The sequence below is a fragment of the Candidatus Glassbacteria bacterium genome (assembly GCA_019456185.1).
In the GTDB taxonomy this organism is placed as follows: Bacteria; Gemmatimonadota; Glassbacteria; order GWA2-58-10; family GWA2-58-10; genus JAJRTS01.
Window position 1 is genome coordinate 1 of sequence record VRUH01000020.1, and the last position, 14075, is coordinate 14075.

General features: G+C 59.9%; 11 protein-coding genes and 1 tRNA gene. 5 read left to right on the forward strand and 7 right to left on the reverse strand.

Annotated features, from left to right (window positions below):
- Window positions 1-129: 129 nt before the first annotated feature.
- The 7 genes from argJ to ilvB form a co-directional block, all read right to left on the reverse strand.
- Window positions 130-1350 carry a bifunctional glutamate N-acetyltransferase/amino-acid acetyltransferase ArgJ gene (gene argJ, locus FVQ81_09210; protein ID MBW7996725.1) on the reverse strand — a complete coding sequence of 407 codons (1221 nt, stop codon included), beginning with the start codon at window positions 1348-1350 and terminating at the stop codon, window positions 130-132.
- On the reverse strand, window positions 1347-2567 hold the full coding sequence (locus FVQ81_09215) for an aspartate aminotransferase family protein (protein MBW7996726.1): 1221 nt from the start codon (window positions 2565-2567) through the stop codon (window positions 1347-1349). The genes argJ and FVQ81_09215 overlap by 4 nt, the downstream gene beginning before the upstream one ends.
- A gap of 382 nt (window positions 2568-2949) precedes the next feature.
- On the reverse strand, window positions 2950-3834 hold the full coding sequence (gene ilvE, locus FVQ81_09220; GenBank protein ID MBW7996727.1) for a branched-chain-amino-acid transaminase: 885 nt from the start codon (window positions 3832-3834) through the stop codon (window positions 2950-2952).
- A gap of 111 nt (window positions 3835-3945) precedes the next feature.
- On the reverse strand, window positions 3946-5526 hold the full coding sequence (locus FVQ81_09225) for a citramalate synthase (GenBank protein ID MBW7996728.1): 1581 nt from the start codon (window positions 5524-5526) through the stop codon (window positions 3946-3948).
- Window positions 5527-5537: 11 nt separating this feature from the next.
- Window positions 5538-6527, reverse strand: coding sequence for a ketol-acid reductoisomerase (ilvC, locus tag FVQ81_09230; GenBank protein MBW7996729.1), 990 nt, complete (start codon window positions 6525-6527; stop codon window positions 5538-5540).
- A 155-nt stretch (window positions 6528-6682) separates the two neighbouring features.
- The gene (ilvN, locus tag FVQ81_09235) at window positions 6683-7201 is read right to left on the reverse strand and encodes an acetolactate synthase small subunit (GenBank protein ID MBW7996730.1); all 519 of its coding nucleotides are present in this window, start codon (window positions 7199-7201) and stop codon (window positions 6683-6685) included.
- Window positions 7202-7317: 116 nt separating this feature from the next.
- The gene (ilvB, locus tag FVQ81_09240) at window positions 7318-9057 is read right to left on the reverse strand and encodes a biosynthetic-type acetolactate synthase large subunit (GenBank protein MBW7996731.1); all 1740 of its coding nucleotides are present in this window, start codon (window positions 9055-9057) and stop codon (window positions 7318-7320) included.
- Window positions 9058-9821: 764 nt separating this feature from the next.
- Here ilvB and carA point away from each other — a divergent pair.
- From carA to FVQ81_09265, 5 genes are all read left to right on the forward strand, one after another.
- Complete coding sequence (gene carA / locus FVQ81_09245) at window positions 9822-11078, forward strand: glutamine-hydrolyzing carbamoyl-phosphate synthase small subunit (protein MBW7996732.1); 1257 nt, start codon at window positions 9822-9824, stop codon at window positions 11076-11078.
- A 44-nt stretch (window positions 11079-11122) separates the two neighbouring features.
- Complete coding sequence (gene sppA, locus FVQ81_09250) at window positions 11123-12028, forward strand: signal peptide peptidase SppA (GenBank protein ID MBW7996733.1); 906 nt, start codon at window positions 11123-11125, stop codon at window positions 12026-12028.
- Window positions 12029-12132: 104 nt separating this feature from the next.
- Window positions 12133-13419, forward strand: a complete 1287-nt coding sequence (locus tag FVQ81_09255; GenBank protein MBW7996734.1) for a phosphopyruvate hydratase — start codon at window positions 12133-12135, stop codon at window positions 13417-13419.
- Window positions 13373-13822, forward strand: coding sequence for a septum formation initiator family protein (locus FVQ81_09260; GenBank protein MBW7996735.1), 450 nt, complete (start codon window positions 13373-13375; stop codon window positions 13820-13822). The genes FVQ81_09255 and FVQ81_09260 overlap by 47 nt, the downstream gene beginning before the upstream one ends.
- An 85-nt stretch (window positions 13823-13907) precedes the next feature.
- Window positions 13908-13984 (forward strand) — tRNA-Met (locus FVQ81_09265).
- Window positions 13985-14075: the final 91 nt, after the last annotated feature.

Genomic DNA, 14075 nt, shown 5'->3' on the forward strand with positions numbered 1-14075 from the left:
CGCAGGGGAGAACCTTTTGTTCGCCCGCGCGCAAGAACCACCCCGCAGCAAGCTGCGAGGAATTCTCTTCGATTAAAAACCGGACCGAGGCCTGAGTTGTCCGGGGCTTTGCAAGTCACGCGCACTAGATCACGTATGATAATCCGCGTTGATTCTGATATAGTTGCAGGTCATGTCGCAGGTCCAGAACCTGCAGCACTCGCCTCCCATCCCGAGTTCGATTTCGATCAGCACTTCATCGCCGGCAAGCTTTGCGGCCAGGTCGGCGTCTGGCGTATCCGACGGCTCTCCGGCGCTGAACGCCGCCAGCCCGTCGAACCGGACCGTTAGCCGCTCGGGGTTAACCTCCACGCCGCTGTAGCCCACTGCGCTGACAATCCGCCCCCAGTTGGGGTCCTGCCCGTAGAGCGCGGTTTTGACCAGCGGGCTGTTGGCCACCGCACGGGCCACCCGGGCCGCGTCCTCGAAACTGGCCGCGCCGCTGACCGAGATTTCGACAAGCTTCGTGGCGCCTTCGCCATCGGCGGCGATTTTTTTTGCCAGCAGAACCGCGATTCTCTCAAACGCAGTGCAAAACAACTCGAATCCCGGGCTGTCTTCGTCCTCGATCTTCGCTGCGCCGGAGGCGCCGTTGGCCAGCACGAACACGCTGTCGTTGGGGCTGCGGTCTCCATCGACACTGATCATGTTGAACGAGCGCCCTGTGACCCGGCGCAAAGCCTCGGCCAGCGCCGGGGGGCTGATCGCCGCGTCGGTGGTGAAAAACGCGAGCATGGTCGCCATGTCCGGATGGATCATACCCGAACCCTTGGCCGCCCCCCCGATAGTGACCGGGAAATCCTCGAGCTGGAAAGCCAGCGACAGATGCTTTGCCACCGTGTCCGTGGTCATGATCGCAGCAGCGAACGATTCCTCCGCCCCGCTGTCGATTGTGCTCCCAAGCTCCTGCAAGCCGCTGGCGAGCTTGTCCATTGGAAGCTGCTCGCCGATAATCCCGGTGGACATCACGAGAGCCCTGGATGGCTCAATAGCGAACGTTTGCTCCGCGAGCTGCGCGGTCCGGCGCGCGTTGTCCATCCCCCGGCTGCCGGTGCAGGCGTTGGCGTTGCCGCTGTTGACAACCACGGCCCGGATATTTTCTGCTTCGGCTGCGAGCACTTCCCTGCAGTACAGTACGGGGGCGGCCTGCAAGCGGTTGGTGGTAAACACGCCGGCGGCGGCGCAGGGCCTGTCCGCCAGGATCACGCCGAGATCGGGAAGATTGCCGGCCTTGATTCCGCAGGCTGTCCCGGAAGCGCGGAAAGCGGGCACCGAATCGACCGAGCCGCTTTGATCGATTTCCAGATTCATGGCTTGCTCCCGTCCCTCTTTTCCGCGTTTTTCAGCACCCCGGCAAACACATCGATGAACGTATCGATCTGTTTGAGCGAGATCACCAGCGGCGGCACAGCCCTGATAACCCGTGCGCCCGCCGGGCAGACCAGCACGCCGCGCTCGCGGAAGTCCCCGATCAGGGGCGCGGCGTTTATGTTCAGCTCCAGCCCGGCCATCAGGCCCAGCCCGCGGGCGGCGACCACCAGCGAGGGGAACTGCTTTTTCAGCTTTTCCAGCCCGCGCAGCAGATGGTCGCCTTTTTGCTGAACGGCCTTGAGGAACGAGGGTTTTTTCAGTTTTTTGAGTACCTCGATCGCAGCGGCGCTGACCACCAGCCCGCCGCCGAACGTGGTTGCGTGGTCGCCCTTCTCGATTGCCGAGGCCGCTTTGCGGTTGACCAGCACCGCGCCCATCGGCAGACCGCCGGCCAGGGGCTTGGCCAGGGCCAGGATATCCGGCGCCACGCCCGAGTGCTCGTAGGCGAACAGCTTGCCGGTGCGCCCCAGTCCGCACTGGACCTCGTCGAAGATGAGCAGCACGTTGCGGCGGCGGCAGATTTTGGCCAGTTGACGGAGAAAGTTCGCCCCGGCTGGATTCACTCCGCCCTCGCCCTGGACCGGCTCCACGATCACCGCGCAGGTGTCGAGGCCGATCTTGGACTCGGCATCACCGGCATCGCCGAAGCGGGCGAAGCTGGCGCCCGGCACCAGCGGCTCGAACGGTAGGCGGTATTTTTTGCGGTCGGTCAGGGCCAGCGCGCCGAACGTGCGGCCGTGGAACGAGCCGGTGAACGCCACGAACCCGCTGCACCGGCCGCCGATATTTTTCTGGGCCCAGCGGCGGGCGATTTTCATCGCTCCCTCGACAGCTTCCGCCCCGCTGTTGCAGAAAAACACCTTATCGGCGAACGAGCCGGTCACGAGCATTTTGGCCAGCTTGACATGGGGTGCGGTGTAGTAGAGGTTCGAGCAGTGGATCAGTTTCCCGCTCTGCCCGGCGATAGCGCGGATAAGGTCCTTGTCTCCGTAGCCCAGTGCATTGACCGCGATTCCGCTGACCATGTCGAGGTAGCGTTTACCGTCGGTATCGTACAGATAACAGCCCTTGCCGTGGTCCAGTACAAACGGGGGGCGGGCATAGGTGCCGAGAATATATTTTTCCTCGTCGCTGATAACCTGCTGTGCCTTGTCCACCGGGTTGGTCTCCACGCGAGCTTCGGAAAACGGGACAGCCGGCGCCCTGTGGTGCCGGTCTGCGGGGGCGAAGCAACAAGATACAAAACACTCTGCCGGGATGCAAGCCGCAGCAGCGGCTGGACTGGCTCAAACGACAAGTCTAAAAGCGTTGAAATAGTACTTCGGTTGGTCAATCTTTTTTTAGCACTCGTTCAAGGCGAGAAACAACCCCCGCCCCCGATTCATCGGGGGCACCCCCTTTATTAAAGGGGAATTGAACGTGCCCGCCTTTGGACTGCCTGACGGTCCTGGCGATGGAGCTTTCAGTCCCCCTCAGCAAAAGGGGGAAACAGGGGGTTGTGCAGTTTCACCCTGATTCTAATTTCAGGTATAGTTCAACTCACTCCAAAGCGAACAGGTCCGTCCCTTCCGTGGCGTGCAGGCCGCGGAACTTCTTCAGCAACCTGGCGGTGACCGGTCCCGGTTTGCCGTCGCCGATAGTGCGAGAATCGAGACTGATCACCGGGATCAGCTCCGCGCCCGTGCCGGTGAGGAAACACTCGTCGGCGGTGTAGATATCGTGAAGCGTCAGCGTTCCCTCGACAGCCGGTATCCCCAGCTTGGCGGCCAGCTCCAGCACCACGCGCCGGGTCACGCCGTTCAGGATCGGGAAATGCGTGGCGGGGGTGAGCAGCCCGCCGTTTTTGACCACAAAAATATTGTCGGCCGTGCACTCGGCCACATTGCCGTCGGCATCGAGCATCAGGGCCTCGGCAACACCGGCGTCGGCGGCCTCCATCTTGGCCATGATACTGTTGAGGTAGTTCAGGCTTTTGGCGCGCTGGTTGAGCATGTCCGGCCTGATCCGCCGGGTGGAGGCCGTGACAAGCGGAATCCCCTGCTCGTAGAGCTGCTGGTTGTAGAGCTGGATTTTGTCGACGATTACGATCAGGGAACTTTTGTTGCACTTGCGGGGGTCGATCCCCAGATCACCGGTTCCCCGGGTGACCACCAGCCGGATATAGGCGTCGCGGAAACCGTTGGCGCGCACGGTATCCTCAACCACGCGGTCCATCTCTTCGCGTCCCACCGGCATCTCGAGCCTCAGCGCCCCGGCGCTCTCGAACAGGCGGTCGATATGCTCCCTGAAGCGGAAAATTCGTCCGGAGTAGACTCTGATCCCCTCGAAGATTCCGTCGCCGTAGAGCAGGCCATGGTCGAACACGCTGATCTTCGCCTGGCTTTTAGGGTAAAGCTCACCGTCGATATAAACCTTAGGTTCCATAATGCACTGGTCCGTTGCGTTAGCCGTGAAAATTTAAACTGCGGAAATGCACCCCACCGCCGGACCGGCAACCGGCGGGGGCGCGGAGTTAAAATCACCTTTCAGTTACGCTCAGCCCTTGGCGGGCCCCCGCGACTGGAGCAGCTTGTAGGTGACACTGTCGGTCAACGCCTGCCAGCTGGCCTCGACAATGTTATACGAGACCCCGACCGTGCCCCACTTATTCTGCCCGTCGCCCGACTCGATCAGCACGCGAACCATCGAACCGGTACCGCTGCCCATCGGCAGCACGCGCACCTTGTAGTCCAGCAGCTCGACCTCGGCAAGTTCGCCATAGAACTTCTCGAGGGCCTTACGCAGGGCGTGGTCGATTGCGTTGACCGGCCCGTTGCCGTGGGCGGCGGTGTGCTCGGTCTGGCCGTCGACCTTGACCACGATTGTCGCTTCCGAGCTCGGGACTTCGCTGACCGCGCGCTTCTCATCGATAACGCGGAAGCTCACCAGGTCGAAAAACCGGGGCAGCACTCCCTGGGCGCGCTTGATCAGCAACTCGAAACTGGCCTCGGCGCCCTCGTACTGGAACCCCTCGCTTTCCAGGGTCTTCAGTTTCTCCAGAATCTCGATAACTACCGGGTCCTTGCTGTCGATATCGATCCCCATTTCCTGGGCCTTGTAGAGGATGTTGCTGCGGCCGGAGAGGTCGCTGACCAGCACCCGGCGATGGTTGCCGACCAGCTCGGGGTCGATATGCTCGTAGGTCTCGGGGTTACGCATCACCGCGGAGACGTGCATGCCGCCCTTGTGGGCGAACGCGCTCTCGCCGACAAACGCCTGGCGCTTGTTGTTGGGCAGATTGGCCAGCTCGTTGACAAACCGCGACAGCTCGCGGAGCTTTTTCAGGTTTTTGTGCGGAACCGCGTCCAGCCCCATCTTGAGCATCAGGTCCGGGATAACCGAGACCAGGTTGGCGTTGCCGCAGCGCTCGCCATAGCCGTTGATCGTCCCCTGGACATGGGTCGCTCCGGCCTCGATCGCGGCCAGGGTGTTGGCTACGGCCAGTTCGCTGTCATTATGGGTGTGGATCCCCACCGGCACATCGACCGCCTGCACGACCTCGGCGACCACTTTAGTGATGAACGAGGGCAGACTGCCGCCGTTGGTATCGCAGAGCACCACCCGCTCCGCGCCGGCCTCGACCGCGGCCTTGACCGTCTTGAGCGTGTATTCCGGGTTGGCCCGGTAGCCGTCGAACATGTGCTCGGCGTCGTAGATCACAAACCGGTCGTGCTTTTTGAGGAACTCCAGGGACTCGGAGATCGCCCGCAGGTTCTCATCCAGGTCGGTGCGCAGGGCATCGCGCACGTGGAGGTCCCAGCTTTTGCCCACGACAGTCACCACCTCGGTTTCAGCGCTGAGCAGGCTGTTGATTATCGCATCGCCCTCCACCTGTCCGCCCACCCGGCGGGTCATCCCGAATGCGCAGGGTTTGGCATTCTTGAGCGGCTTCTTTTTCACTTCCTCGAAAAACAGGGCGTCCTTGGGATTGGATCCCGGATAGCCGCCCTCGATGTAGTGAAACCCCAGCTCATCGAGCAGATAGGCGATCCGCATTTTGTCCTCGAGGGTGAAGGCGATGTCCTCGGCCTGGGCGCCGTCCCTCAAAGTGGTATCGTAAACCTCGATTACTGACATCGGTTACACTCCTATTTGTTCATCCAGCTCATCATCTTGCGCAGCTTGGTGCCCACCTTTTCAACAAGGTGTTCGGCGTCCATGCGCTTGAGAGCGTTGTATACCGGGCGGTTTACCTGATTTTCCTGCAGCCACCGGCGGGCGAACACACCGCTCTGGATCTCCCACAGGACCTGTTTCATTTCCTTGCGCACGTCCTCGTTGATAATCCTGCGGCCGACTGTCAGGTCGCCGTACTCGGCGGTATCGGAGATCGAGTCGCGCATGTTGGCGATTCCGCCCTCGTAGATCAGGTCGACAATCAGCTTGACCTCGTGCAGGCACTCGAAATAGGCGATCTCGGGCTGGTAGCCGGCCTCCACCAGTGTATCGAAGCCGGCGCGGATCAGCTCGGTCAGGCCGCCGCAGAGCACCACCTGCTCGCCGAACAGGTCGGTTTCGGTCTCTTCGGCGAACGTGGTCTCCAGCACTCCGCTCCGTCCGGCGCCGATCCCGCTGGCGTAAGCCAGGGCAAGTTCCCTGGCCTTGCCGGAGGCATCCTGGGCGATCGCGATCAGCGCGGGCACGCCCCCGCCTTCCTTGAAGACACGGCGAACCAGGTGTCCCGGCCCCTTGGGCGCGACCATAAACACGTCGACGCCTTTGGGAGGCACGATCTGGCCGAAATGGATGTTGAAGCCGTGGCTGAAGACCAGCGCCTTGCCCTCGGTCATGTGGCCGGCGATCTCGGAGTTGTAGATCTGCGCCTGGATCTGATCGGGCAGCAGAATCTGGATCACATCGGCGGCCCTGGCGGCTTCGGCTGCCGTAACCGGATCGAACCCGTCGGCCTTGGCCATCTTGTAGTTCCGGGTGCCCTTCAGCTCGCTGACAATCACGTCGAAGCCGCTGTCACGCAGGTTCTGCGCCTGAGCGTGCCCCTGGCTGCCGTAACCGATAACCGCGATCTTGCGCTTTTTGAGAACCGCGGGCTTGGCGTCCTTATCGTAGTACATCTTCATCCATCACCTCCGGTAGTACTTTGAAGTTATCGAGAAAAACACTTTATGAATTTCAGCTTCAACCCGACGGCGGCCCGCCACGGAGCTGCGCGGGACCAATCCAATCCGTATAAAATAAACGCCGGCGGCCTGATTGTGAACAACCTGTCAGGAATTCAGGCCGTAATCCTGGATGACGACCAGTCCGGGCTCTTGCCGGTGTACTCACGCTTGATCGCGGTCGTGCCGGTGCGGGCCATTTCACTGATCCCGAACGGCTGCAGCATGTCGATACAGGCCTCCACCTTCTTGTGCCCGCCGGTGACCTCGATAGTGAGCGTCCGGGGCGAAATGTCAACGATCTTGGCCTGGAAAATTTCAACGATCTGGATAATGGAACTGCGAGTTGACGCGGTGCAGCTGAGTTTGATCAGCGCCAGTTCGCGGTTGACATACTCAGCGAACGTGAGGTCGGTGACCTTGATCACGTTGATCAGCCGGTTGAGCTGCTTGATGATCTGCTCGATCACCATGTCGTCGCCGGAGGTCATGATCGTCATCCGGCTCAGTTCGGGGTTTTCGGTTTTACCCACGCAGATGCTGTCCAGGTTGTAGCCTTTGCCGCTGAAAAGGTTGGAGATCCTGGCCAGCACGCCGAACTTGTTCTCCACCAGCAGCGAAATCGTATGTTGCATTTTTTCTTCTCCTGAGTGCCAGTTGGAATAGCCAACCAACCGAAAATTCATTCATCCCCGCCTCGCCCATCGGGCGGGCTCGCGGGTCCGCCCCTACCGGGGTCGGCTGAAAAGAGCTACTCGATGATATCGGTCGCCATCTTACCCGGCGGAATCATCGGGAACACGTTCTCGTGACGGTCGATGCGGAAATCGATAAAGACCGGCGTCTTCCTGACTTTGACCGCGGCCTGGAGCGCCGGCACGACTTCCTCCCGTTTGGTCACCCGCATCCCTTTGGCGCCGTAGGCTTCAACCAGCCTGACAAAGTCCGGGTTGGTGTACTCCAGGCAGGTATGGCTGTAGCGCTTGCCGAAAAACAGCTCCTGCCACTGGCGGACCATGCCGAGAAATCCGTTGTTCAGGATGCAGACTATCACCTCCAGCCGCTGGCTGACCGCCGTGGCCACTTCCTGGCTGGTCATCTGGAACCCGCCATCGCCCACCACCGAAACCACCCGGGTCCCGGGCCGGGCCAGCGCCGCGCCGATAGCGGCCGGAAAGCCGAAACCCATCGTGCCCAGGCCGCCGGAGGTGATATGCGTGCGCGGCTTGATAAACTTGTAGTGCAGGGCAGTCCACATCTGGTTCTGGCCGACATCGGAGGTGACCACCGTGTCGTCGCCGCACACCTCGTGGATTTTTTCGATCACGTACTGGGGCTTGACACCTTCGCTCTCCTTGTACTTGAGCGGGTGCGTTTCTTTCCAGTGCTCGATCAGCTTCATCCATTCGGCGGTATCCGAGGGTTTGACCATCGGCAGTATTTTCTGCATCACGTTCCTGCAGTCGCCGACAATCGGGTAATCGACCTTGATATTTTTACTGATCGAGGCCGGGTCCACGTCCACGTGGATATGTTCCGCCTTGGGAGCGAACGCATCCAGCTTACCAGTCACCCGGTCGTCGTAGCGGCTGCCGACAGCGATCACCAGATCAGCCTCGTTAACAGCCATGTTCGCATACCACGTGCCGTGCATGCCCAGCATGCCCAGGCTCAGCGGATCGTTTTCGGGGAACGAGCCAAGCCCGAGCAGGGTGGTGGTCACGGGGATTTTGGCCTTGCGGGCGATCTCGGTAAGCTCGGCAGCCGCGTTGCTGAGCAGCGTGCCGCCGCCCACGTAGAAAACCGGCCGCCTGGCCTGGGCCATCACCTCGGCGGCTTTCTTGATCTGCTGCACATGGCCGTGGCGGGTAGGCTTGTAGCCCGGGATATCGACTTGATCGGGATACTCGAACTTGCACTCCGAGAGCAGCACGTCCTTGGGCATGTCGATCAGCACCGGCCCCGGACGGCCCGTGGTGGCGATAAAAAACGCCTCCTTGATAGTGGGCGCCAGGTCCTCCACCCTGTTGATCAGGTAGCTGTGCTTGGTAATCGGGCGGGTGATTCCGATGATGTCCACTTCCTGGAATGCGTCGTTGCCGATAGCAGTGGTGGCCACCTGGCCGGTGAAATGCACCACGGGGATCGAGTCCATGAACGAGGTGGCGATTCCGGTGACCAGGTTGGTGGCCGCCGGTCCCGAGGTAACCAGGCACACGCCGGGCTTTCCGCTCGCCCGTGCGTACCCGTCGGCCATGTGCTGGGCTCCCTGCTCGTGGCGGCAGAGCACCAGCTTGGGATTGGCGACATTATAGATTTTGTCGAACACGGGGATCACCACTCCGCCGGGATACCCGAACACGAAATCGACACCCTCTTCGATCAGACTGCAGATCATGACCTCGGAGCCGGTCAGCACCTTTTTAGCAAGCAGTGGATTCAACTCGGCCTTCCGCTTCGGTTTCTGCTTCCTCTCCCTGACTCTCGGCATGAACACCCCCGTAAGTTTTACCTGGCTGACCGCCCGGACAAGTTCGTCCGGATCGATACCGGCTGTTCCAGTAATTTTCAAATCAGCGGCGGCCGCCCCACGCCGGGCGGAAACAGCCGTCAACGCAAAATGATCCGAACCCCTGCCGGCCCGGTTCCCTTTGGCACAATCGGAATCTTGATCTTTCGGTAATCTTCTTGGTGCAGGGGACCGGGCTTGGATTGTCAGTGGGCCAGAATCAGGCCCAACAAGCCTACCCCTACGATGGGAAGGATAATCAAGCTGCCCAGAAATACCAGAGAGTCAGCCACCATACCTGAACGCACAACTGCCACGGTCCTGGCGGATCCACGGCGGTAAGCGTTTCCGGCATAAGCGGCCATCTTCCGGTACTTCCTTCCTGGGCTGAGTATTCTTGCAGCGTTTTAGGTACGAATGCGTCAGTATAAAGGTCTCTGAGACCGTTGTCAAGCTCGTTGTTGCTTTTTATCGGCATCCGCGCCGGATTGCTGCAGGTTTTGTCCGGAAGGAACCTGTCCCGGATGCTCCGACCGGTTCCGCGCGCGTCAGCAGTTATCGAGGTAAACCATTGCCGTACAAGCAACAGGGGTTTTATTCCGGCTCACTGCGATCCTGAAAGATATTGACCTCCCGTGTGCGATCATTTATATTTTCCGCGGCATTTGAATCATTATAACGCCTGGTCAACCTGCGGGCGAAAAATTGTTTTTCCGTATTTCTCCTAATTTAGCTTTGCCAGAATCATGCCAAGACAAAAAAAGCAAAGCAAGAAAACGGTACTGGTTATCGAGGACGGCCGGACCTTCCAGGGTACGTCGTTCGGCGCCGAGGGCGAGGCTTTGGGTGAGGTGGTGTTCAACACCAGCATGACCGGTTACCAGGAAATCCTCTGCGATCCCTCCTATAACGGCCAGCTTGTCACCATGACCTATCCTCATATCGGCAACACGGGAATCAACCCCACCGATATCGAGAGCGGCAAGGTGCAGGTGGGCGGCTTCATCGTCCGTGAATGCACACGGCACCACAGCAACTGGCGCACCACCTCCAGTCTCGATGATTACCTCAGCGATGCCGGGGTAGTGGGGATCGACGGGATCGACACCCGGGCGCTGACCCTGCATATCAGGGAAAAGGGTGCGATGAAAGGGATTATCTCGACTGTTGATTTCAACTACGAGACCCTGATGAACAAGCTCTACAAATACCCCGGCCTGGTGGGTCAGGACCTGGTGAAAAACGTCACCACCGAAAAAAGCTACCTCTGGACCGCGGGCGCCGAGGTGGAAGACATTTTCGCCTACTACGAATACACAGTCGGACGGGCCGGGGAGATGCTGGAGCAGCATGAAAAATCAGTGGATGATGCTTTCTACGTGGTGGCGATCGACTGCGGTATCAAGTACAATATCCTGCGGATGCTCTCCTTTTTCGGCTGCAAGGTGATTGTGGTTCCGGCCAGCTATACCTCGTCCCAGATCATGAGCCTCAACCCGGACGGGCTGTTTATCTCCAACGGACCCGGCGATCCGGAGGGTGTGCCCTACTTGATCGAAACCATTCGCGAGCTGATGGACCGCCAACCGGACCTGCCTGTTTTCGGCATCTGCCTGGGCCAGCAGCTGCTGGCACTGGCTTATGGCGGTAAAACCTACAAGCTCAAGTTCGGACACCGGGGCGCCAACCATCCGGTCAAGGACCTCGCCAGCGGCAAAATCGAGATCACGACCCAGAACCACGGGTTCTGCGTCACCGGGAGCCAGGACGAGGATGGCCTCTGGAAACTCGACGACTGTCCTGAGCTCGAAGTGACGCATGTCAATCTCAACGATATGACTATCGAGGGCTTCCGCCACCGGACAAATCCGGTGTTCAGCGTTCAGTACCATCCGGAGGCCAGCGCCGGCCCGCACGACAGTTGGTACTTGTTCCAGCGTTTTATCGACAATATCGCAGCCCGAAAACGGCAGCTCGAGCAAGCCGAGGCAACTCCGGCGTAACTAATTTTCCCGACATTTTTCCTCTTGACAGGAGTCTGGTGGCCATGACCACAAACAAGAAGTGGCTGCTCGGAATTATTATCGCTTTTTTCGTGCTCGTCGGCGCAGTGGGCGTGATAACCGTCCTGATCGTAAGCCTGGGCGGCGAGGAAATGACGTTTACCGGCGGGTTCGGCGACCGGGTGGGTGTCATCGAGGTTAGCGGAGTTATCGAGAACAGCCGGGAAACGGTGAGCCAGATCAGGAAGATGGCCGAGGATAAGCGTGTCAAGGCGGTCGTGGTCCGGGTGGAGTCCCCCGGCGGCGCGGTGGCGCCCAGCCAGGAAATCTATCAGGCCCTGAACAAGCTTCGTACCCAGGACAGTATACCGGTTATCGTCTCGATGGGGACCGTGGCGGCCAGCGGAGGCTATTATATCGCCTGCGCCGCAGATTCCGTGCTGGCGATGCCCGGCACGCTGACCGGCTCGATCGGCGTGATTCTCCAGTTCCCCGACCTCCAGGAAGTGTTCCGCAAGGTGGGAATCGGCATGAAGACGATCAAGAGCGGAGAGCACAAGGATCTGGGATCCCCGTTCCGTGATATGAGCGACAGCGAAAGGGAAATCCTGCAGGAGATGGTGGACGATGTCTACGACCAGTTCGTCGAAGTGGTGGCCGAGGGACGGGGGCTGGACGAGGACAGTGTGCGCGCTGTGGCCGACGGCCGGATATTCAGCGGAAGGCAGGCGCTGGAGCTCGGTCTGGTCGACCGCACCGGCAGCTACCGCGACGCCCTGACTGTCGCCGGGCGGATGTGCGGGCTGGGCGATGATCCGAAAACGATCAAACTTAAAAAAGCGAAACCGTCGCTTTTCGACATCCTGACCGAAATCGCCGCCAAGCTCGGCGACCCGGCGGGACAGATCAATGCATTGAGCAGCCCCCGGCTGCTGTATCTGTTCCGGTAACCCGGCTGAAGCAGGATTAACCGGAACGGCCGTGCATTTGCGCGGATCGATCCGGATCAAACCGGCTTATTTCATTTGACCGAAGTGGAAGAGGAGAAGTTTCAATGTCGATGATCGCTGATTTACAGGCCAGGGAGATACTCGACTCCCGCGGCAACCCGACAATCGAGGTGGAAGTTATCCTGGACGATGATTCATTCGGTCGGGCTGCCGTTCCCAGCGGCGCCTCCACCGGTGAGTTCGAAGCCGTGGAACTGCGCGACGGTGACAAGGACCGCTACCTGGGCAAGGGCGTACGCCAGGCCGTGGAAAATGTCAACGAAACTATCGCTCCGAACGTGATCGGCATGGACGCCACCAACCAGGCCGTGCTGGATGCAGCGCTGATCGAGCTGGACGGAACCGAAAACAAGAGCAAGCTGGGCGCCAACGCCCTGCTGGGTGTCAGTATCGCAAGTGCCAAGGCGGCGGCCGCCTACTGCACTCTGCCGCTCTACCAGTATCTTGGCGGGGTCAACGGCCGGGTGCTGCCGGTGCCGATGATGAATATCCTCAACGGCGGCAGCCATGCGGCCAACAATGTGGACTTCCAGGAATTCATGGTCATGCCCACCGGAGCCGAGAGTTTTTCCGATGCGCTGCGGACCGGAGCAGAGATTTTCCACACGCTCAAGAATGTGCTCGGGGCCAGGGGCTACAACACCGGCGTGGGCGACGAGGGCGGGTTCGCTCCGGACCTCAAGAGCAACGACGAGGCGGTGGAACTTATCCTGGAAGCTATCGAAAAAGCAGGCTATAAAGCTCCCGATGACGTTCAGATCGCCCTGGACCCGGCAACCAGCGAGTTCTACGAGGACGGTAAGTACGTGTTCAGCAAGAGCGACGGGTCGAAGAAGAGCAGCGAGGAAATGGTCGCGTTCTGGGCCGACTGGGTAGCCAAGTACCCGATCGCCTCGCTCGAGGACGGGCTGGCCGAGGAGGATTGGGAAGGCTGGAAACTGCTGACCACAGAACTTGGCGGCAAGGTACAGCTGGTGGGCGACGACCTGTTCGTCACCGACACCAGGCGCCTGGCCCGCGGGATCAAGACCGGCTGCGCCAATTCGATCCTGATCAAGCTGAACCAGATCGGCACGCTGACCGAGACCCTGGATGCGATCCAGATGGCCAAGCAGGCAGGCTACACCAACGTGATCAGCCACCGCAGCGGCGAAACCGAGGACACCACTATCGCCGACCTGGCCGTGGCGGTCAACGCCGGGCAGATCAAAACAGGCTCGGTCAGCCGCACCGACAGGATCTGCAAGTACAACCAGCTGCTGCGGATCGAGGAAGAACTGGGCGATGCGGCCACTTTCTGGGGCAAGTCTGCGTTTTACAACATGGGCTAAGAGTTCAAAGCAGCCGGACCGACCGGCGGCGGACAGAAAAATTACCCGGCCGGCCTTTACTTTTTTCCCAGGGACTATCGTGTGGAGAAACCGTCCCAAGCTGTTGGTCCTGTCACTGTCCTGCTGCCTGTTGCTGGCGGTGCTGATCGGCGGCGATTATAATATCGCTTCGATCTGGGGCCTCTACAGGCAGAAACAGGAACTGGCGCGTGAGGTCGACAGCCTGCGCGTGGAAAACCAGCTTCTCACCGACCAGATCAAACGCCTGGAGAATGATCCCCGGGCAATAGAGAAAGTGGCCCGCGAGGAGTTCGGCATGGCGCGCAAGGGGGAGTCGGTCTACAGGGTTCTGCCGGAAAGCGCTGACAGCTCGGCGGATACGTTAAAAACGGGCAAACCGTGAGTTGGCCTGAAATTATCCAAAAGCCTTGACATAACTTACTATTTTTGGTATTGTTCATTGCAGTTGCTCCTGTTAACGACATTGTCGCGGGGTGGAGCAGTCTGGTAGCTCGTTGGGCTCATAACCCAAAGGTCGAAGGTTCAAATCCTTCCCCCGCTACCATATTCAGGGGATTTACCGTTCCGGCGGTGAATCCCCCTTTTTTTCAGGCCGGGGGAGTGCGAAATCGGGCTTATTAAACAGCAAAATTGTG

Bases quoted from the DNA above. Each gene is read 5' to 3' on its own strand.
- ilvE (MBW7996727.1), bottom strand. From the start codon at position 3,834: ATGGAACCTAAGGTTTATATCGACGGTGAGCTTTACCCTAAAAGCCAG.
- ilvN (MBW7996730.1), bottom strand. From the start codon at position 7,201: ATGCAACATACGATTTCGCTGCTGGTGGAGAACAAGTTCGGCGTGCTG.
- ilvB (MBW7996731.1), bottom strand. From the start codon at position 9,057: ATGCCGAGAGTCAGGGAGAGGAAGCAGAAACCGAAGCGGAAGGCCGAG.
- argJ (MBW7996725.1), bottom strand. From the start codon at position 1,350: ATGAATCTGGAAATCGATCAAAGCGGCTCGGTCGATTCGGTGCCCGCT.
- FVQ81_09260 (MBW7996735.1), top strand. From the start codon at position 13,373: ATGCGGCCACTTTCTGGGGCAAGTCTGCGTTTTACAACATGGGCTAAG.
- FVQ81_09225 (MBW7996728.1), bottom strand. From the start codon at position 5,526: ATGTCAGTAATCGAGGTTTACGATACCACTTTGAGGGACGGCGCCCAG.
- carA (MBW7996732.1), top strand. From the start codon at position 9,822: ATGCCAAGACAAAAAAAGCAAAGCAAGAAAACGGTACTGGTTATCGAG.
- FVQ81_09255 (MBW7996734.1), top strand. From the start codon at position 12,133: ATGTCGATGATCGCTGATTTACAGGCCAGGGAGATACTCGACTCCCGC.
- sppA (MBW7996733.1), top strand. From the start codon at position 11,123: ATGACCACAAACAAGAAGTGGCTGCTCGGAATTATTATCGCTTTTTTC.
- ilvC (MBW7996729.1), bottom strand. From the start codon at position 6,527: ATGAAGATGTACTACGATAAGGACGCCAAGCCCGCGGTTCTCAAAAAG.